This is a genomic window from Halolactibacillus miurensis (assembly GCF_900116255.1).
GTDB lineage: Bacteria > Bacillota > Bacilli > Bacillales > Amphibacillaceae > Halolactibacillus > Halolactibacillus miurensis.
In genome coordinates this window covers 148,359-170,466 of sequence record NZ_FPAI01000001.1, presented here as the reverse complement: position 1 = coordinate 170,466, position 22,108 = coordinate 148,359, and the positions used below count along the sequence as shown (strand labels likewise).

Here is a 22,108-nt window from a genome sequence, read left to right as displayed (position 1 = left end):
TCACCACCTTAATCAAACCATATCCGTTGTTTTTCTTTACCTGATTGGTAAATCGCGTTAATCATCTTTTGCGTTTTCAAGGCTTCTTCAGGCTTAATGTAAAGTTCTCCGCCATTTACTAACACATCATAAAAGTTATTAATTTGTTTGACATGATTAACTCCCCAATAACTTTTAACACTTTCACCATAAGAGAAGGTTTCATTAGGATCATTATCAGCAATAAATGTTCGTCCATCAAATAAGTCTACAGTGCCTTTATCCCCCACCATTTTAACAAGGCCTCGCTCACAATATAGTTCAACTTCTACCGAAGCATCGTAGCCGTAGTAATTGATGGTGTGAAAGGCAGCAACTGTACCGGTCTTAAACTTGACTATACCTTCTGCGGCATCTTCCACTTCAATTTGTTCATGACCACGATTACTAATCGTCGCGTCGATATACTCAATATCCGCATCAACAAAAAAGCGCAATAAATCAAGGGTATGAATGGCTTGATCAATCAAGACACCGCCACCTTCTTTATCCCATGTCCCTTTCCAATCGCTTTTAGCATAATAATCATCCGACCGGTCCCACGTGACACTCGCTTTAGCTGATTTAATCTTACCGAGTGTTCCATCCGTTAATAAGCGTTTAATCAATTGAACGCCGGCATTATATCTGTTTTGGAAGATAACTCCGAAGTGTGTTCCCGCTTCTTTTGCCGTTTCTAACATGTCCACCGCATCTTGATAATCAATCGCCATTGGCTTTTCAGTTAAAACATGTAAGCCTCTTTTTGTTGCTTCAATTGAAACAGGTGCATGTAAATAGTGTGGCAAACAAATATGAATAGCATCCAGTGCTTGTTCATCAAACAGTTGCATGTAATCTGTATACGCTTGACACCCTAATTCTTTTGCTCTAGCCTCAGCACGTTCAGGCTTTATATCACAGACAGCGACAAGGTCTGTGCTATCATTTTCGATAATTGATTGGGCATGCATCGGAAAGATATTCCCACATCCGATAATCGCCACATGTATTTTTTTCATAAATTAAAACCTCCTTAATTTGACTTTCGATATTGTCCAGGTGTGACACCGACTTCTTTTTTAAACTTACGTGTAAAGTTGGCGACATCTTTGTAGCCGACGTCATGAACGATAGCCTTAATTGGCTTTGTCGTCATCGTTAACTGTTCTTTCACATACGCCATACGTAAGTCTTGAACATATTGTTTAAAACTTAGCCCGTAATGTTCTTTAATCAACTTAGAGGCATAAGAAGCCGAAATATGATATTTTTCAGCAATACTTTCTAGTGATAAATCATAATCTTTATAATGTATTTGAATATATTGAATAATCTCTTGTACCATCCGATTATTATCATTAGCCATTCGCTCTTGTACAACTTCACAAGTAGACGAAATCAACTGTGCCAAATGATGCTCTAACTGATCAAGTGTCACAAAATCAACGAGCTGATTAAATGTAGACTCTTCTAGAGGTACGCCGAGCTCAGACAATGTTCTTACAACAGAATTAATCACATCAAAACATACGGCCTTTAATGCATTCAACGAGCGCTCTCGTTCTCTTAAATTCTTAAAGATGATTGCCAATGTATCCTTAGCAATCGTCGGTTGTCCTTGCTTTATAGCTTGTAGTAGCTTTAACTGTTCTTCTTTTAAATAACCTAAACTTTCTTCTGTCGATGTTGTAATGTCGTCAAAGAAAATCGTGCTACCAGCCGTATAATAACTCATATAGCTATAGGCTACCATCGCTTCTAAATAAGACGTATGCACTTGGTAGACACTTTCAACAATCGTACCTGAAACGACGGTCGGTTCAACTTTCATCAACTTCTTAATACGCTGAATATAAGCTGATTGTTCTTCTTTATTTTTTTGATCCATTCCTACAATCAATGCTTTATCATTCATTTTTAATAAATCAACAGCATAACCTTGCATGTTTTTATAGTTTAAGTGATCTTCAACTTGTTGTTTAAATGTTTTGATTCCTTCACTATCTGAATGTAAAATCACGACAAAATAATACGCTTTATTTAACTCTAACTGAAGTGATGAAGCCATGTCAGACATCGCTTCTTTTGTAGGATACTCTCCCTTTAATAGATGCATCCAAAATTGTTGCTGCGCAAAAGGTCGGTGTTTATATAACGTTTTTGACAGGGTTGCTTTATCATGATTCAACTGTTCAAAAGCATGCATGACTTGTCTTAACTCATTGACTTCTTGATTGCTTTGCTTTTGAGTCGTCTTCACTTGTTTTACTAATAAATCTATCGGCTTGTATTGGTATTTACTAAGTACATACGTAATGATAACCCCTACAAAAAACACAACCAATAGCATTAACACGTAGCTTGTTAATGTGCCTTTAAACAAACCAAATAATTGACCTTCCTGAAGAATACTAATATAGGACCATCCGTCATCACCTTCGACTAAGTTTAACGTGTAATCCTTTCCTTCAATGGTAATGGTTTCGTCATTATTTGCTTTTTCTAAGATATCATCAAAATCTAACATGTCAGTTGCGAAGTCATCATCATTCATATACTCTGCTAAGACTTGTTGTTCGCTATCTAAAATATACGTATGGCCAACTAAATCAGATAAGGCGGTGCTCATCGTTGAGACAAAGTGTTTCTTTTCAATCATGTAAGTCACACTACCATGTGGGAATAGACTATTTGGCATAATCGGTTGAATAATAGCTAGATAATCTCGCCCCTCACCTGTATGAACAATTTTAGCTTTAGGTGTCTCTTCTTTCATTAACATCGATAGTTCTTCAACTGTTAGATTAGTCATGTCATAACGCGCAATAAAATTTTCTAAGGTGTGGTAGCCTCGACTCGTAAATATTACATCCGGATTCTCATGGTAGACGAGGGCGATCTCGTCAAATAAAATGCTATTAGACCGATATTTACCGAGTTCCTTAATAGCTTCATAGCTATAGTAAGGATGATTGAGTTGATAACTAGTAAGGCGAGTGTCTGTTGAAATGCGTGTGGCAATATTGGTAAACTCTCGCTTTCTGTCTCCTATAGATTCACTCACTTGTTGTAAGTTATTAAAGCTTGCTTGTTCTAATTCTTCTTGCAAATCAGCAATAAAGTTCACATAGACAAAGGTTCCTAATAGTAGAAAGGGAATAATGAATGCGACGAAATACGATAGTAAATAACGATAAAATATTTTTTGTTTAAAGATAGTGAACATAATACTCTCTCCTCGACTCATTATTCCTGAATTCTCACATTAACTAAGACTTGCCTTTAACTTTTTACTCTCAATTGAAGCACACGCACGATGTCCGAACCAAAGGACAGGATAAAGCACAAGCGCGACACCAAAGAAAGCGGTTAAAACAGGTAGAAACATAAATAGATAAAACATTAATACCGCACTAATTAAAACAGCAATGGTTTCCATCGGTTGAACAAGGGCGATAAAAAGGGACTGCTTAAAATACTGAAGCGGTGTTAATTCATATCTAGAAAAGACGGTAATAAATATCAAAAAGCTCGCAAGCGCGATTGAACTAATTAAGATTAAAAAGAAGTGAATGAACGGCCACTGAATGAAAACTTCAGAGATCCTAAAATCAACAAATAGGATAAAGCCAATGAGCACCCAACCATATCCTAAAATATTCGCTTTAAGAAATCGACGTTTATATTCTTGCCACATGTTTAAGTGTATTTTTTTATCTTCTCCTCGAATCATTTGGTAAACCGTACTTGCAGCCGCAAATGTAGCTGGAAATATTCCTAACACACCTGCACCTAAAATAGTCAGACCTAACCAAATAAAATGAATCATCATCACCTTACTTAACCATGAGCCTACCTCATAAAACTTTTGCATAAAACCATTCATTGTCGTACATCCCCTCTCACACATTCATCTAGTATAGCTCACTTTAAGAAAATTTCAATAACCGGTACGGTTACTTTAGGCTGAACAACTGGCAAGTCGAGTACAATATCATCTGGGCCAATTGTTGTTTCTGTGCTAGTGATCACTTGATTCGGATCAAATGTCTCGAAAAACACTTCGGATCCGTCATGTAAAAACTGCGCATACCGCACATGTTCTTTTATGCCTTTCATATGAATATGTCGAAATGGCCAAGAAAAAACGTGAACGTATAATCTATCATCTTTCTGCGTCAATCGACAATCTAACGGATCTGAAAATTGACTCGGACCACAGCCAATAATTGACCTTTCATGATACCTCATCCACTCTTTCACACCATCTAAGCGAGCTTGTGATGGTTGATCTATTAGCCCCCTAGCGTTTGGACCAATATTCAGTAATAGATTGCCGCCCTTACTCACTGTATCAATCAGCATTTTTAAAATCTGATCAACACTCTTCCAGTTACTATTATACCTGTCATAGCCCCAGCTCTCATTTAACGTTTGACACGCTTCCCAAAGCACCGGTTTCCCGTTCTCGATAATTGGTTGCTCAGGTTGATATTGTTCCGGCGTTCGAATCCCTCGCTTAATATCTAAGCGGTCATTTATAAGAATGTGTGGCTGTAATTGACGTGTTAATGTTTCAATACCATAGCCATCCCAATCTTTTTCTCCCTTGCCTTTCGACCAGCCCCAATCTCGGTGAGGATAAGAAAAGTCATACCACATGTAATCAATTTTCCCGTAGCGTGTTAACAGCTCGGTAATTTGTCCTTTTAAATAGGTTCGATAGACGGTCATATCTCGTTTATCCATCAACTCACGTGCTTCTTTTTGATTACGCAATGGATGCAGACCATCCAAAGTAAAATCGGGATGATGCCAATCAATTAATGAATGATAAAAACCGACTTTTAATCCGCGTTTACGTGCTTCATCAACATAGATGCGCACAATATCTTGTTTAAACGGGGTGTTAGTTACTTTGTAATCGGTTAAATCACTATCCCATAAAGCGAACCCTTCATGGTGTTTTGTCGTTAATACAACATATTTCATCCCCGCTTGAACTGCTTCATCTAGCCATGTCGAGATGGCTAATTTATCTGGATTAAAGTGATCAAAATATTGTTGGTAAACCTCAGGTGTGATTTGTTCTGTTGTCATGAGCCATTCGTGTCTTGCTGCTAATGAGAATAAGCCGAAATGGATAAACAGACCCCAGCGATCATGCGTAAACCAGCTTGGATCATGATACTCATCTGGCCAGTTGCTATAAGATGGGTGTCTCACGTCAACGCCTCCTTAATCAAATCGAATCTCTTTTCCTGTCTGACTGGACTCGTAAATAGCCGCCAAGATCTTCATCACTTCTACCCCGTCTTCAACCGGCGCAATCGTTGACTGTTGGCCACTGGCACATGCGACAAAGTGATTGATTTCATTTTGAAAGCTTTCGTTAAAATCAAACGTTGGTGCATCGATCTTTGGTATGATTTCTGTTAAGACATCATGCTTTTCTGTATAGAGACTTAGTGATGGTTCAATGGTAGCCCCACCTTTTTCACCAAACAGATGCACTTCTGTTTTATCTTCTTTGCCGTGAAGTGTAAAGCTTGCATCAACGGCAAGTGTGGCACCATTATCAAACTTAATCATCGCCGTTGCTAAATCTTCTACCGTATTCTTCTCTGGGTCATAATCAGCCGCCTGGTAAAATGATTTATATTCGATATTTGAACGGTTGCCAAGCGCTTTATACATACTGCCAGTAACAGAGTGTACTTTAGGCTTGCCCATGAGATACCAACACATATCGATTATATGAACACCAATATCAATGAGCGGGCCACCTCCTGAGCGTTCGATATCACTGAACCAACCACCTGGGTTACCTAAGACGCGTAATGACGAAGCTTTAGCGTAATATAACGGCCCTAAATCTCCTGCATCAATGAACCGCTTAAGCACGGTTGTATTTGTTGCAAACCTTCTAACGAACCCCACTTGTAAGGTTTTCGTTGATTGTTCGGCTGCTTGTTGAACACGTATCGCTTCTTCAACTGTTTTCGTTAATGGCTTTTCAACTAACACATGTTTATCATTTGTTAAAGCTGCAATGGCAATATCAGCATGTGAATTATTCCATGTACAAATACTAACCGCATCGATCGTTTCTGATGCCAATAATGCTTTGTAATCCGTATACACATGCTCAATGTTATACTGCTCTGCTTTTGCTTCTGCTCGTTCTTTTTTTAAGTCACATACGGCCATCAATTCAACCTCAGGATGATTGTGATATGACTGAAAATGCATATCAGAAATAGAACCTGCCCCAATAATACCTACACGTAATTTACTCACAAGATCGCTCCTCTAATTGTTGATATGTTGTCATAAGTTTTAAAGCTGTTTGAGTCGCCATTAAACACGGTTCAATGCCTTCAAATTCAATGGAAACATCACCATCATAATCGGAGGCGACAATTTCACCTATTATGGTTCGTAACGGAATATCACCATGTCCTGTCACGGCGCCCCGTAACTGATTGTTGTTTATTGTTTCAAAAAAACCTTCCCCGAGCGCCACACCGGTTTCACGATAGTAAAAATCTTTTAAGTGGATCATCGAAGCGTAAGGTAAACATTTTTTCACTGCAAGTAAGGGTGATTCATCTGCACATAAGAAGTTTCCGACATCTAAAGTCAATTTAAAATTATCGCGATTCACTTGATTTAAAATCGTGATAATCCGATCACTATGCTGAACAAAGTAACCATGATTCTCGATTGTAACGGTTAAAGGATATCTTTTCGCATAGTCAGCAATTTCTTGACATGCTGACACAATCTTAGGTAATTCTTTATTAAACCGAATGATGGTTGATTCTTCTTTTGATAAGAAACCCACATCAAAGCGCATATTTTTAACACCGAGCGCATGAGCAATATCAACGTGCGCTTTAATTCGATCGAGTTCTTTTCTTAAATCGTCACCTTGTTGTAGTAAGTTAGAACCAATTGCATAATTTGATAAGGCTAAGTTCAAGGCTTTTGCCTGTTCTTTTATATCATGAACGAGTGACGGTGTGTCTAACAAATCAACATGTAGTGGCACAATCTCAACATGACTTGCGCCTTGCTGTTTAACCCAATCCATCACATCCAACATGGACATGCTTCCTTGATTCATTTCCTGCTGTAAACTATATGAGCTAATACCAAGTTTCATCATAACCCTCCTATCGCGTCACTTTTACAAATTGATTCGTCTCATTCGATTGGTAGGCTGCTTTTACAACTTTAAGTGTTCTCAGACCGTCTTCTCCCGTAATAAATGGTTTTCTACCTTCATTAATACAGGAAACAAAGTCTTGAACGAGCCTTTCATCCATATCGATTCCCCATGAGAGTGCTGTCACTTGTTTCGCTTGGTCATCATAAAAGGTCGTCGTATCTTTAAAACCATCAATTTTCAGTGTACCTTCTGTCCCAATGACTTCCATTAATACGTCTCCCCACATCGGAAACGTGCGCGGACGAGACCAACTTGGATCTAGATTTAAAAGCGTGCCTTTTTCCATCTCAATTACCACTTGTCCTGAATCTTCCACGTCAATATTATGGAATAACGTCGCTAACCTAGCATAGACACCACTTACCTCATCGTCTAACATCCAGCGAACAACATCCATGATGTGTACAATGTGATCAGTCGCTGCCCCACCACCTGCTTTTTCTTTGTCGATAAACCAACCACCAGGTAGCTGACCGTGATTGGCAGCATTAATCGCGATGACGTCTCCTATGCCACCTGCTTTAATATAGCTAACGGCTGCTTCAATGGCTGGGATAAAGCGAACAGGATACGCAATTTGTAACGTCACTTGATGTGCTTCACACGCTTTGATCATTGCCTTTGCATCCTCTACTTCCGTTGCAATCGGCTTTTCACATAAAATATGTTTGTGATGCTTAGCAGCTTCAATTACTAACGCTTTATGGCGGTAATTTTCACTACAAACAATGACGGCGTCTATATCTGTCTGAAGCAAGGCGGTTAAATCAGCATAAAAGGTTGTGCCGTAACGATGAGCCGCATCCTTACCACGCGCTACGTCATCATCCCAAATACCGGATAAAGTTACATTTTCTTGTGCTAATAAGGCTTGCGCATAGCTTTCAGCATGCATATGGGCAAAACTTAGTATCGCTATGTTCATCATTGACTCACTCCCTTCACACTTACGGGTCGTTTACTCTCAAGTGATTGTTCCGTTGCTTCAACAAGGCCTAAGCCCTTTTCTATTCGTTTTTCTTGGCTTTTTTCATCAACGCCTTGATGTATCGCCTGCCACACATTTTGTACTTCTTTCTTACTAAACACACTATCTAACACCGCTCTGTTACCTTTTGATAACACGACGGCCCCTTGTTCACTGTCACTTTGTTGTACCAGCATACCGTTAGCGCCTGTTACTTCAATAGCAACATGTTCAGTGTCATCCGTGTAGACCAGTTGTACATTCGTCATAGTACCTGCCTCATGTTGAATCGAAAGCACAAGCACTCTATGTGTAGCCTTCTCTCGTTCAACCGCCATAATAGACGTCACAGGAGACATCGTTGACTCTAACCACATGTATAAACCAAGCAGTTGTTGCGCTAAGGTTTGTGTTTTATCTGCTTGATTCTTATATACAGTGATACGATTAATAGCTTTATCAGTGAAATCAACGGCTTCAAGTTGCTCGGCCATCGCATGAAAATGTGGATGACTCGCACAGGTATTGACCCACTTCACCTCGGCATTAATTTGATCAACGAACTGTTTGACTTGTTGATAATAGGTCACTGACTGAATCGCAGAGATCGGTAACACAAGTCCCGCGTCTTTATCTAGGAGTGCTTTTATTTCATCAACTGTTACGGTATTGTGGGCTAGATAGACAATGTTATCGTCTGGTTCGTTATGTGTATGACGCGAAGCATTCAGTTGTTTAAACTGTTCAACAAATGCCTGATGATGCTCACCGATTAGTCTAATCGCTGTCATATAATCCCCCCTACTCTTCAAATAAATGTTTTAAGTATTCTAAACCTAATTGACTTGCCATCCGGCACTCTTCCATACCCTCAAACTCTAAGGTAAGGTATCCATCGTAACCGCTCGCTTTAATTAACTTCGCTGTTTCGACTAAATGAAGGTCACCTTGACCTAAAATAGCACCGCGAATATAATTGCCACTAGCTGTATCAAACCACTTCCCATTTAATGGTGGGGCGTAATAAGGTTTTCGGTAAAAATCTTTAAAATGAATCAGCGATGCATGCGGCAATAGTTTTTTAATACCGACAAGTGGATCTTCATCGACACAAAGAAAATTCCCGACATCTAAGGTGACGTTAAAGTTGTCGCGGTTGACTTTCTCAACGACACGAAGGACACGGTCACTATGCTGTACCGCCATCCCGTGATTTTCAATCGTTGTCGTAATACCAAATTGCGCCGCGTAATCAGCTAACAGTTGACTCCCTCTGACAATTTGATCTAAATGCTTTTCTAAATAACTAATCGTACGGCACTCAGGTGGCAAGGTGAACAAGGTAACATCGTGACGCATATGCTTAATCCCCATATGATTAAGAAGATCAACATGACTTTTTAGCCGTTCGACTTCTTCGAGAAAGTCCGCTTCTGTTTCATGGATAAAGTTTGCTGGTAAGGCGTAGTTAGATAGCTCTAAACCTAGTGATTTAGCTCTGTCGACTAGTTTGTCAGCCAAGGCGTAATTATCGACTAACGTGTAACCATAAGGGACTAGCTCTAAGTGATCGAAGCCTTGTTCACTCACCCATGTAACAACATCTAAAATGTCCATCTCGTCATTATTAATCGCATCTAATAAACTATAGCTGCTTAAACCATACTTCATATTGATTCATCCTTTCAGTTTTATCCTGTATGGATCACGCTCATAAAAATCCTATATATCTCATTCAGACTGCTGTTACTTTTTTTCTAATGGACTGCCTTTCACGTAAACGCCCATTTCAGTTAAGACGTATTCACTAAACATCATGTTGGCCCATGAGAACCATGGTCGTGTAAATTGCTCTGGGTCATCAACATGGAACCCTTCGTGCATCAGTTCTGTGTCAGCATCTGTTGTCATGAAATAATTTAACAGACGTTCTCGTTCTGCGGAATCGGTTGTTGTCATGCCTTCAATCGCAAGAGCGATATGCCAAATATACTCTGACGGCGTATGGGGACTCCCTATGCCTTTGGCTACATCACCTTCATAGTAATATGGATTGTGTTTGCTTAATAAGAATCGACGTGTGTTTTGATAAATAGGATCGTCACTGGTGAGATAACCTAAATAAGGCGCAGATAGTAAGCTTGGCACATTCGCATCATCCATTAAGACGTGATGTCCGAAGCCGTCTGTTTCATAAGCATATATCTCTCCATACTCAGGATGGTTAACAACGCCATACTGCTGAATACCTGCCTCAATTTCTTGTTTTAAACTTTGAGCGGCTTGCTTTAATACTTGATCATCAAATATGTCTTCTGCTAGTTCAGCAACATAACCGAGAACGACGACCGCAAACATATTTGAAGGAATGAGATAACCATACTGACAAGCATCATCACTCGGACGAAAACCGCTCCATGTCATGCCCGTTTCTTTTACTGGCGCACCTTTTCCATCATGGGAAAGGGTATCTTGAGCAGGACAACCTGTTCTAATAAAGGTGTAGTCAGATTGCTCGTGGTTTTGTTCAAGACGCCACGTGGCGATCATCGTTTCAAGCGCTTGTTTAAAGTCAGCCGTAAACACATCTGTTTGATGGGTTGATTTCCAGTACAGATATGCAAGTTGAACCGGGTAACACAAGGAATCTATTTCGTATTTGCGCTCCCACATCCAATCTGTCATAAACGTTTCATCATCATGGTAGCGCGCACCGTTTGGCTCCTTGTTAAAGGCGTTCGCATAAGGGTCGTGATTAATAAAGGTAATTTGTTGATTAATCACCCCACGAATCAACGCTTGAAAGTCTTGATCTTTTTCAGCAAGTATCAAATAAGGTCTTACTTGTGCAGCAGAATCTCTTAACCACATGGCAGGAATATCTCCGGTGATCACAAATGTGTGATCACCGTTTCTTTGAATCGTCGTTTCATAAGTGTTTTTAAATGCCTTCTCAAACATACGCCCGATTTTTGGCGTCGCGTGAAAATGGTCTTTGACTTCTTCAATTAAATCGAGCATGACTTTTGGTAAGTCTGTTGTCATCATTTATTCTCCTTATCCGAATGAATACCAATCGTAACTATTTCGTAAGCATCCATCGTCACTTTATCATTCTTTAATGGTTGATGTTTACGTTCAATCACATCACTTTGATAGTACGTTCTGTTATTTCTTTGTTCTATCGCACATGCGTGAGCCTCTTCATCCAAGTTAACAAGGCGTACCATGACGTCGTTAGATGCCTCAGCTACTTTTACGTTTGAATAACTTAGTGCTGCCGGCTTTTCTAGCTCAATAAAGCTGTAGGTAGAAGGATACGTGCCTGTTTGAACAGGTAATGCTTTACTAATAAGCGGCGCCTGGAACGTTTGTGCTAATTGATAAGCCTCAAAACGCTCTCTCTCACCACCATGCGGAATAATCCGGTATTCAACCGTCTGTTCACCGAGACATTGTGCTTGTGGTGTAGGGAAGTATCCCCAATCCCCAAGTTCACCAACGGAACGTAACAGTGTGACGGCCATCGTTGTATCTGACGCAAGGATTTCATATTCATTTAAGCCTTTGTTGGCGATACATAATCCCCGGTCCTGATTACAAACATCCACGTAACTTTGTTGGTGTTGTGAATAATCTGGATTCGTCCACTCACGATTTGGTGTATTTTGACGCTTAGCTGCTTCAAATACACTTTCTGCATAATGGTGATCTGTTTCGATATTTGACTTGAATAACGCGCGCAAGCGGTGATCTTTAATGTTATTTGCTATCGTTGTTTTTACATCAACATACGTCGCTGAATGCGTAAGCGTCACGTACGTTTCAATTTTAAGCGGTTGTTCTTTGAGTGACCGTTCTGACTTGCGGTTTGTGAACCAGACGAGTTCTTGTTGTTCTTTTATTAATGTCTCTTGGGCTGATTCTGGTAAGAGCCATTCATGGGTGATTTTATATGTTGCTTTAACCGCAGAATTCTCAATGAGTTCAATTGTTGCGGTTTCTTCCTCTGTCGTTCTGACAAGATGATCACTTGATTGTTTATACATATACTCATTACCGATATCACCTGTATCTTCATAGATATTTAAACCTTGATAATGTTGGTTTGTGCGCTTATCTGTTATACTCAGTGACCCATTCTGCATAATCTCAACAGCTAGATAATCATTTTCCATCTGATTTTCTTTCGTCACGAGTGTTGCTACGTCAACGTCACCTTTCACAAGTGCAAAGACTTGATAACCTAGTGCCGGTAAAGATTCTGCATTGAATGTTACAGTCACACGACGCGCCATATATGGCTGTCTAAATTTATCTTCTGGTAAGTCATAATCAAACACGAGTCCATGGTCATCAACTTCAACTGGATACATCGTTTTATTCTCATCTACGATGACAAAGCCATCAACATCAATCTGTCTTAATACGTCTTTATTGACGCCATCTCGATAATAGGCCCGTTTTAAATCTAAAGTTACACTGACTTGATCCGTTCGATTATCAGCTAACGTATTAAAAACAACAAAAGGATGAACATCTGACGCATTAAAAGTTGATGTATCAATGTGTTTAACCAACTGATCTAACGTACGATCGATTAACATTTCGGTGAAATGTTCACTCTTGTTAAAGCGCGTCACCATTTCATCATGCACTTCATCTACGCTGCAACCACAAATACTGTCGTGCGGATGGTTTTGCATGAGGGTTTTCCAGGCATATGCAAACATGTCATGATCATATGTCTGGTCTATGAAGTAACGAAAAGTGGCTAATGGCTCGGCTACTTTCTCTAACAACGTTTGAACTTTTTGGTTCATTTGTTTTAAGTACACCCGAGAAGAGGCCGTATTCACAAGCGTGCCCCAGCCATCTGTGTGTTGTGAGCGTAATTCGCCTTCAACAACTTTTAAATCTTGACTTGCTGATTCTTCGGTAATAGCCGCGATATAATCATTAAATGTAGAATGTACAAAGGTGTAATCAGGATAGAGACGATTAGCCAAATCAATAGCGGTCGATAAATCCGTTTGAATCGGTTGATGATCACAACCATTGAGCATTAACAAGTGTGTCGTTGATGCGAATGTTTCGAGATTCTCCAAGTGTTCATCCCAGTATGCTTTTGCTTTTTGTTCATCGGTTGGAATTTCATTTCCATTACAATACCAGTTAGCAAATAAAATCCCGGTGACTTCTGTTCCATCTGGTGACTGCCACTTCATCTCAGAATACGGTGATTCATAAGCACTTGCGTCAATGACCGCATTGTTAAAACCGGTTGGTTTCACCCCTCGACCAAAGGCGGCTGCTTTAATATCAGCTTGTTGCAAGATTTGCGGAGCTTGACCGATATTCCCAAATGAGTCAGGGAAATAACCAATTTTGCTGAGCCCTCCCCATTTTTTAGCATCACGCATCCCGTATTGTAAGTTACGCACATTCGCTTCACTGCTAGTTAAAAATTCATCTTGTAGAATATACCAAGGACCTACTTCGATTCTTCCAGCTTCAATTAACTTCTTAATTTGGTCACGTCTTTCTGGTCTAACTTGTAAATAGTCATCTAAAATAATGGTTTGACCATCTAAATGGAAACTTTTAAAGTTCGGATCTGCTTCTAATGTATCTAATAGTTGGTCCATCACTTCAATTAATAAGTAGTGATGCTGTTCATAAGGTAAATACCATTCCCGGTCCCAGTGGGTATGAGAAATGATATGTACCGTTTTCTTTTTATTCATGAGATTCCCTCCACTTTTGTATGTATAAGTAAAGGATGCGAGCACCCTTTACTTCTTTAATTAAAGGTGATTAAATACGTCTTAATTTCATAAGGGTTGATGCTGTCTTCAATCACAGATTGACTAATTACCTCTCCTACAGGTTCTTCCACTAAATTCACTTCTTGATATGAAGCGATCTTATATGGTGAAATCAATGAAATTCTACCTGATTTACCTTGATATTCATGAAGTCGAACAATCAATCCATCATGATCTTCTGCTTTTTTAACCGCATCAATCATCACATGGTCTGTTGGACAGTCAAATAGTTGTGTATGCGTATAGTTCGCTTGACCTTGTGTTAGCGTTAATGGATTATTAAGTGCCCATGCTTCCGTTACCGTGTCAGCTTCTCGCCAATCGCCGATATGTGGATATAAACTATAGACAAAGTGGTGGTCACCAAGATCACAATCAGGATCTGGATAGGTGGCGCCTTTTAATAACGACAACCGCATCACGTGATCTTTAATGTCATAACCGTATTTCGAATCGTTGAGTAGACTCACCCCATAACCAGCGTCAGATAAATCGGCCCATTGATGACCAACTGTTTCAAAACGAGCCCAATCCCAGCTCGTATTCCAGTGTGTTGGGCGTTTCACGTTACCAAATTGAATATCGTACGTCGCTTCTGTTTGACGCACATTCACTGGAAACGCAACTTTTAATAGCCGTTGACGTTCTTGCCAATGAACATCTGTCTTATAGTCAATGCGGGCTGAATCACGATAAACAATCATCGTCTGGTTAATGTCTGAATGGTTGTAGCGCCATGTGAATAACACCTTAGCACGCATTGGTGTCATCTCTACTAACTCGACTTTCTGTAAATCTGAGATCGTCTCAAATTTCTCTTGATAAAAGATATCAATATCCCACGCATCAAACATCAGTGGTTTATCTTCAAATACATGGAGCACATTACCGTTTTCATTTGGTTTCAATACGGATTTCTCCGCTCGTTTATCAAATAGCTTTGTTAAATGACCATGTTCATTCCACTCAATGTCGTAGTATGGCGTGCTTAACGTATGGTCTTTCATAACAAACGTTATATTCTGCTCGCTTGGCTGTGATTCAACTTCAGCATTAAAATAGATGCCCTTGTTTCCTAATGCAGGAATATCTGTCACTTTAACTAACCACTTATCTTCAAGCTTAATGGATTCAAGTGTGTTACCCGCTTTATCTGTCCAAGAACCATCCCCATCTAAATGATCTAGACATTCAACAAGTTCCTCCCGTTTTGTCGTTGAACTATTATAAATGGTATACGCATGTGAATCTTGACTTTGACGCACGTGTAAAACGTTGTCTATTTGCTGAATCGCAAGGGCCTCTGCCTCTTCATATTCAACTTTCGCATCTTCATACACTTCTTTAATAGAAGACCCTGGAATAATGTCATGGAATTGATTCCGAAGAATCGTTTTCCATCCTGCCGTTAAATCAGCAGTAGGATATTGATCAAAAGCCTTTGTTTCAACCGCTTCCCAGCCATTTAGCCACTCTGTATCACGGTATAATAACTCAAGTTTTCGGTTCATTTTTTTCATATACGCTTGTGAGGTGTAAGTCCCGCGGTGAAATTCTAAATAAAGTTCCCCGTCCCACGTATGCACATATTGATCTGTTTGATCGACCGTTTCATGTAGCTGATCAAAATAATCTTTTGCTTTAGCTGGTTTTATGTGCGGCAAGCCTGGCATTTTATCCATACTGCGTTGGATTTCAAGCATGTCCCGGTTAACTCCGCCTCCACCATCGCCATAGCCATAAGAAAGTAATAGATCTGTGTTCAATGGTTTGTCTTGATACTCTTTCCATGAGTCTTGTAAAATCTTTGGTTCCATATAGCCGTTATACGTGTAATAACGTGATTCTGGCCAAGGCTCAATGGTTGTAATAAAGTGAGTTAATACCTCACTGCCATCAATACCACGCCACTTAAAGGTATCGTGCGGCATGCGGTTGTATTGACTCCAACTAATTTTGGTCGTCATAAAGGTATCAATACCCGACTTTTTCAATATTTGTGGCAGCGCCCAGCTATAGCCAAACACATCCGGTAACCAAAGGTACGTACTTTCTTTCCCGAACTCTTCTTTTAAGAAGCGTTTTCCGACAAGAAATTGCCTAACAAGCGATTCACCAGACGGGATATTACAATCCGCTTCTAACCACATACCGCCATCTGCTTCCCATTTTCCATCCGTGATTCGTGCTTTGATTTTTTCATAAATCTCTGGATAATCTGTTTTAATATATTCATATAGTTGGGGCTGACTTTGCATAAATAAATATTCTGGGTAGTCTTCCATTAACTTTAAAACGGTTGAAAATGAGCGCGCTGATTTTTCACGTGTATGTTTTAATTGCCATAGCCAGGCCACGTCAATGTGGGTATGACCCACACTGTGATAAGTAACATCACTTTGTTTACCGATGTCTTGAAGCTCTTTTTCGAAAGATGCTTGCGCTGAGTAAATCGTTGCGTAAAATTCTTCTGAGCCTTTGTTTAACCAATTAATCTCTTTAAATGCTGTATTTAAAGCTGTCGTTAAACGGTGACGAACAGGATCATTGTCTTCAAGCGTTTTTATTGTTTCAAGCGCTGTCCAACTATCAAAATAAAATTGGTCAACTTTTTGATCAAGGTACGCAATCGCGGCGCGCTTAAGCTGAAATTCTTGGTCCCGTGGTTTTCCCCCACCTTCTAGTCCGCTCCATAAACGAAAATCTAGTTTCAACACATCACCAGCTACATCATTGAATAGTACTTCTTTATGATTGGAGTCAACGCCTTGATAAGGTTGATTATTTACAAATAATAGCGATTCAAAACCAGAGTTATTACCACCACCGGTTTGTCCAAAATCAAATAAACCAATCACGCGCTCGTTTTCCCACTCTTTTGGGACCGTAACCATTTGCGATAGCCACGCATAACAATCGCGACCTTTCCAGTGTTCACCTAAAGTGATGACACGCGTATCTTCTGTTTCTTCAACAGGGTATTGCCCAACCGCTTTCTCATGATCAATCGTGAACATCCATTCATTAATAGATGTTGTTCCTCGATAACGGTACTGACTTAATTCTTGAATACGACTGTTTAATTTATCAATCGTAAAAAACATTGGTCTTCCTCCTCTACTTAAATTAAAGGCTCGGCAAGCATTTACCGAGCCTTTAAAATGTTACTAATTAATTTTGAGCCCAGCGATCGTAAGCTTCTTGGTGAATCTGAACATATTCATCCACATTCATGCTTTCAATTGTAGCGACATAGTCACCCCAATTTGAGATTGGCTCAACACCTGTGATAAAACGTGCTTCCATTTGTTCAACATATGAGCTTAAATCTTGTTGAATCGTATTAACTGTCTTTTGTTCCTCATCTGTTAAATAAACGAGTGGGAATGGCGTCTCAGCAATCGGTGTAATTTTTTCTTCTGTTTCTGCTTGAATAAATAAATCAAAATCTGAACGCGGTTCACCTTCGACTAAACCACCAAGCATTGGCGGTGTAATACCGTATGTTGGTGTCAGTGTTGCGCGATACTCTTCTGGTGATTCAAAACCTTCTGGTGCCGGAAGTGGTGTGCGTGTACCATCATCATTTGCTTCCCATAGATAGCCTTCTGGCCCTTTATCAAAGAAGTCACGGCCTTCTTGTGAATACCAGTAATCAATCCAACGCATGGATGCTTCTGGATTTTCATTATATTTTGTGATTGAGAAAGTCCCTCGCACCATGCCAGGGTTTCCTGGTACGATACGTTCTTCTGACCATTCACTTGTTAAAGGATAAAACATTGGATCATTAAGTGCTTCTTCTTCTGTACGACCCGTTGTAAAGAATGAGAACCAGTCTGGGAATAAACCGAGACGGTTTTCCTGACCTTTCGCTTTCTTCTGTTCATCCGCTTGTGAGAACGTTTCTGGATCTAATAACTCTTCATCATATAGTTTTTTCATGAATTCTAAATATGCTTTATAGTTGTCTGTCATCGGTGCATAACGAACATCACCATTATGTTCTTCAATGCCCCATTCTTTCATACCAAAGGCAGCCATTAACCAAGCACGGCTACTGTTCATTTGAACATCTGTGAATGGAATCGTATCATCTTCACCTGTATTATTAGGGTCATCGTCTCTAAATCTTACTAATAAGTCATAGAATTCATCGACTGTCTTAGGTAATTCTTCCACACCTAAATTGTCTAACCACTCACCGTTGTACCAGAGTGGACCACGCGCCCATACAGCGGTCGGATGATTATTGATAAATGGCAACGAATAGATGTTACCATCTGGTGTTGTAATTGAACGTGCAATTTCTGGGTCTTCTTCCATTAACGCTTTGATATTTGGTGCATATTCATCAATCAGGTCGTTAAGCGGAAGTAATACCCCTTGACTACCGTAATCAACTTCCATACCAGGAGTTAAATTATCTGTACCTGCCCCTAGAATAATCCCCGGTAAATCTTGACTGGCGAATGCGAGGTTTAATCGTGTTTGAAAATCACTGACGGGTGGTGTTGTAAATTTAAAACTTATATTGGTCATTTCTTCATATTCCTGTAATGTCACCATGTTTTCCCATTCTTCAATACCTACACCAGGAGCCATGAGTGACAATTCGATTTTTTCGTCAACGATAGGGAAACCCTCTTTGTTTACTTCAACTTTTTCGCCGTTAGCGTCATTTCCATTACCTTCCGCATCAGATTGATCGTCTCCACATGCGACAAGGACACTTAAAAGAACAAACATCATTGACAAACTAAGTAAGAACTTTTTCATCTTAAAACCCTCCTATTTTTACTGTTCATTTGAAATATTATTCTCATACTACCATGATTTATTTCCGTCTCACCCCCTTACAGTTAAATCGTTCGGTGTTATTCTTTAATTGAACCAATCATGACACCTTTAACGAAATACTTTTGTAGGAACGGATAGACGATAATAATTGGCAAGGTGGACACAATCATGACACCATATTTAATGATGGCCGCGAGTTGTTGCTGACTGTGGATAAATTCAGCCATACCGCCTGTCATACTCACACTGTTAGACGACATCTCTTGTAGTACGAGAATCTCACGTAACACGAGTTGGAGTGGATAGAGACTTCTGTCGGCTAAATAAATCAAGGCGTTGAAATAACTATTCCAATGCCCTACACCATAGAATAAGGCCATAACAGCAATAATTGGCGCTGATAATGGGATAATGATTTTAACAAATAACTTAAAGTTACTTGCTCCATCAATCGTCGCTGCTTCTTCTAATCCTCTAGGAATCGTTGACTGGAAGAAGACACGTGTAATAATGATGTTCCACAGAGCTACCGCATTTGGTAAGACCATTGCCCATACTGTATCAATAAGACCTAAATTACGGACCACAAGATAAGTCGGGATAAGCCCCCCATCAATAAACATTGTTAAGACAAACATAAAGGTGAAAAATCTTCTGCCGTAAAAATCTTTTCTTGAAAGCGCATACGCCGTTGGCAATGTAAAGACGAGGTTAATAAACGTTCCAAATACCGTATAAAAAATCGTCATCATATACCCGCGCCAAATCGCTTCGTTCTGTAAAATAATCCGGTAACCTTCAAACGTTATGTCTTTTGGCCAAAGCCACATCTCGCCAGAGTTAACGGCGCTAGGATCACTGATTGACGCACTAATAATATAGATGAGCGGGTACAACACAACGAGTAAGGCAAATGTTAACGCGACATAGACAAAACCCATAAATACTTTATCTGCTTTTGTTTCATTAATTTTATTAAGATCCAACGTAATCCCTCCTTACCATAAACTTGTTTCGCTCGTTTTCTTCGCAATATGATTGACCGTGATTAACAGGGCGGCGTTAATGACTGCGTTAAACAATCCAATCGCTGCCGCAAAACTGTATTGAGCATCTAATAAACCAGCCTCATAAACAAAAGTAGCAATGACATTTGATGCTGACTTATTAAGTGGATTTTGAAGTAATAAGATTTTCTCAAAGCCCATCGCCATAATATTTCCAAGATTCATAATCAGGAGAATCGTCATTGTCGGAATAATCGTTGGGATATTAATGTAGAAAATCCGTTGTAAACGCGTCGCACCATCAATAATGGCCGCTTCATGTTGTTGAGGATCCACACCAGAAAGAGCAGATAAGTAAATAATCGTACCCCAACCTGTACTTTGCCATACACCAGAAAATACATAGACTGTTTTAAACCATTTTGGATCGGTCATAAACGGAATCGGTTCAAAACCTAGTAATTCAATAAAGCTATTGAGAATACCTGTTGTTGGTGATAGAAACGCGATAATCATACCAGCAATAACAACGACAGAGATAAAATGCGGTGCGTATGTAACCGTCTGAACCGTCCGCTTGTAAGCGCTATCCTTGATTTCGTTTAATAATAACGCCAGTATAATCGGTAAGGGAAAGCCGACCACTAACTCATAAATACTAATACCTAATGTATTTTTAATTAGATCCCAAAAATAATATGAATCAAAAAAGCGGATGAAATGATCGAATCCTACCCATTCACTACCTCCGAACCCTAATGACGGGACATAATCTTTAAAAGCAATTTGGATACCGTACATAGGAATATACTTAAAGATAATGAAGTATAAAACGGTTGGTAGAATAAATAAGTAGAGTTGCCAATTTTGAATAATCTTACGGTTTTTCTTTTTGGATGTTACACCCGGTACACCGGATATAGGTGGAGCCTGCTGTTTCATAATTTAACCTCCTACTTTTCAATTGTTTTGTTTTGCTACACCAAATGTAAGCGGATTCAACAATTGTTTCAATATGTCGAACTTATCCTTTTACCTCACGTCACTTGTGTTAGTGACTTTCCGATTAGATTTATCAAGCGTTTCACACGGTAAGCGTATGTATTTATTTCTTACTATGTATTTATTGAAAGCCTTTACAACAGGCGTTTTAACAACATAACTGTTTTAAGTACAAAACTAATAGCTAGAGGACAATAAATAACTTTTTTAACATATTGCCTCATATCTTCTTAAATTATAGAGTGAAGTTAGGTAAGTTAAATTGTCTAGAGGAGGCATAAATAATGGATAAAATAATTGGCATTGATATTGGTGGAACAAAAATAGCGATTGGTTTATTAAATACAAAAGGGACACTTTTAGCAAAGAAAATACTACCAACAGATCAAACCATCTCACCTGAAGCAATGGTTAAGGAAATCTATCAACACACCATTAAACTATTATCGGAAAATAGTACATCAAAAAAAGAAATCCTAGGCATAGGTATCGGAGCTCCTGGACCAATCGATACAAAAACAGGACAAATCACATCTCCCCCCAACCTGCCAGATTGGAGAAATATACCTGTTGTTGATATCTTTAAACAACACTTTCAATTACCGATCTATTTTGAAAATGACGCTAGTGCAGCTGCTCTTGCTGAAAAATGGTTAGGCGCAGGACAAGCAGAAACAGACTTTGTCTATATGACAATTAGTACAGGGATTGGGGCAGGTATCTATTCTAATAAGCAACTATTAACGGGTGCAAAAGGAAACGCCGGTGACATTGGTCATACGGTTATTGATCCGAGTTTTGGACAATGTGTGTGTGGTCAATTTGGTTGTCTAGAACATATTGCCTCAGGTACCGCTATCGCACGAGAAGGTAGTAAACTGATGGGTAAACAACTTTCTACATTAGATGTATTTTCTCTATATAAAGAAGGCGAGCCACAGATTGTTGACTACCTTAACCGTGTCTTTCAAACGCTAGGTGCTGCTTGCGTTTCCATGATTAACACGTTTGAACCAAATAAAATCATTATCGGCGGTGGTGTGTCTAGTGTAGGTGATTTGTTATTTGAACCGATTCGTGAGTATGTGCGTCATTATGCGCTAAACCCCGCTAACCGAAAGACGCCTATTGTTCCAGCAGAATTAAAACAAGACGCCGGCGTCATTGGCGCTGCGGCTCTCGTCTTAAGCAATAAGCTACTATTATAATCGTAACGGTCAAAAAGAGGAATTTAGATAACTTATTATAG

16 protein-coding genes are annotated in these 22,108 nt (G+C 39.5%); 1 reads left to right on the top strand and 15 read right to left on the bottom strand.

Annotated features, from left to right (window positions below; genetic code table 11):
* Positions 1 to 8: 8 nt before the first annotated feature.
* The 15 genes from BM390_RS00710 to BM390_RS00640 form a co-directional block, all read right to left on the bottom strand.
* The gene (locus tag BM390_RS00710; protein WP_062320223.1) at positions 9 to 1,040 is read right to left on the bottom strand and encodes a Gfo/Idh/MocA family protein; all 1,032 of its coding nucleotides are present in this window, start codon (positions 1,038 to 1,040) and stop codon (positions 9 to 11) included.
* A 14-nt stretch (positions 1,041 to 1,054) separates the two neighbouring features.
* Positions 1,055 to 3,247, bottom strand: a complete 2,193-nt coding sequence (locus BM390_RS00705; protein WP_177220588.1) for a helix-turn-helix domain-containing protein — start codon at positions 3,245 to 3,247, stop codon at positions 1,055 to 1,057.
* A gap of 39 nt (positions 3,248 to 3,286) precedes the next feature.
* Complete coding sequence (locus BM390_RS00700) at positions 3,287 to 3,907, bottom strand: YesL family protein (protein ID WP_062320216.1); 621 nt, start codon at positions 3,905 to 3,907, stop codon at positions 3,287 to 3,289.
* A 38-nt stretch (positions 3,908 to 3,945) separates the two neighbouring features.
* Positions 3,946 to 5,247: an alpha-L-fucosidase gene (locus BM390_RS00695; protein ID WP_062320215.1), complete on the bottom strand. Its 1,302-nt coding sequence runs from the start codon at positions 5,245 to 5,247 to the stop codon at positions 3,946 to 3,948.
* Between the two features lie 12 nt (positions 5,248 to 5,259).
* Complete coding sequence (locus BM390_RS00690; protein ID WP_089852706.1) at positions 5,260 to 6,321, bottom strand: Gfo/Idh/MocA family protein; 1,062 nt, start codon at positions 6,319 to 6,321, stop codon at positions 5,260 to 5,262.
* Entirely contained in the window at positions 6,314 to 7,189 is an 876-nt protein-coding gene (locus tag BM390_RS00685; protein ID WP_062320213.1) for a sugar phosphate isomerase/epimerase family protein, read from the bottom strand. Before BM390_RS00685 ends, BM390_RS00690 begins: the two co-directional genes overlap by 8 nt.
* Before the next feature lie 10 nt (positions 7,190 to 7,199).
* On the bottom strand, positions 7,200 to 8,183 hold the full coding sequence (locus tag BM390_RS00680; protein WP_246806732.1) for a Gfo/Idh/MocA family protein: 984 nt from the start codon (positions 8,181 to 8,183) through the stop codon (positions 7,200 to 7,202).
* A complete protein-coding gene (locus BM390_RS00675) occupies positions 8,180 to 9,013 on the bottom strand; it encodes a hypothetical protein (RefSeq protein ID WP_089852705.1) in 834 nt (277 codons plus the stop codon). The genes BM390_RS00680 and BM390_RS00675 overlap by 4 nt, the downstream gene beginning before the upstream one ends.
* 10 nt (positions 9,014 to 9,023) lie before the next feature.
* Complete coding sequence (locus BM390_RS00670; RefSeq protein WP_062320206.1) at positions 9,024 to 9,893, bottom strand: sugar phosphate isomerase/epimerase family protein; 870 nt, start codon at positions 9,891 to 9,893, stop codon at positions 9,024 to 9,026.
* Positions 9,894 to 9,968: 75 nt separating this feature from the next.
* On the bottom strand, positions 9,969 to 11,270 hold the full coding sequence (locus tag BM390_RS00665) for a glycoside hydrolase family 125 protein (protein ID WP_062320204.1): 1,302 nt from the start codon (positions 11,268 to 11,270) through the stop codon (positions 9,969 to 9,971).
* Positions 11,267 to 13,969: an alpha-mannosidase gene (locus BM390_RS00660; RefSeq protein WP_089852703.1), complete on the bottom strand. Its 2,703-nt coding sequence runs from the start codon at positions 13,967 to 13,969 to the stop codon at positions 11,267 to 11,269. Before BM390_RS00660 ends, BM390_RS00665 begins: the two co-directional genes overlap by 4 nt.
* A gap of 56 nt (positions 13,970 to 14,025) precedes the next feature.
* Positions 14,026 to 17,154 (bottom strand): alpha-mannosidase, encoded by a 3,129-nt coding sequence (locus tag BM390_RS00655; RefSeq protein WP_062320202.1) that lies wholly within the window; start codon positions 17,152 to 17,154, stop codon positions 14,026 to 14,028.
* A gap of 67 nt (positions 17,155 to 17,221) precedes the next feature.
* Positions 17,222 to 18,829 (bottom strand): extracellular solute-binding protein, encoded by a 1,608-nt coding sequence (locus BM390_RS00650; RefSeq protein ID WP_062320200.1) that lies wholly within the window; start codon positions 18,827 to 18,829, stop codon positions 17,222 to 17,224.
* Between the two features lie 98 nt (positions 18,830 to 18,927).
* Complete coding sequence (locus BM390_RS00645) at positions 18,928 to 19,836, bottom strand: carbohydrate ABC transporter permease (RefSeq protein WP_231631384.1); 909 nt, start codon at positions 19,834 to 19,836, stop codon at positions 18,928 to 18,930.
* 12 nt (positions 19,837 to 19,848) lie between these two features.
* Positions 19,849 to 20,799 (bottom strand): ABC transporter permease, encoded by a 951-nt coding sequence (locus BM390_RS00640; RefSeq protein WP_089852702.1) that lies wholly within the window; start codon positions 20,797 to 20,799, stop codon positions 19,849 to 19,851.
* A 344-nt stretch (positions 20,800 to 21,143) separates the two neighbouring features.
* On the opposite strand from BM390_RS00640, the gene BM390_RS00635 reads away from it, so the two are divergent.
* The gene (locus BM390_RS00635; protein WP_062320198.1) at positions 21,144 to 22,067 is read left to right on the top strand and encodes an ROK family protein; all 924 of its coding nucleotides are present in this window, start codon (positions 21,144 to 21,146) and stop codon (positions 22,065 to 22,067) included.
* Positions 22,068 to 22,108 lie beyond the last annotated feature (41 nt).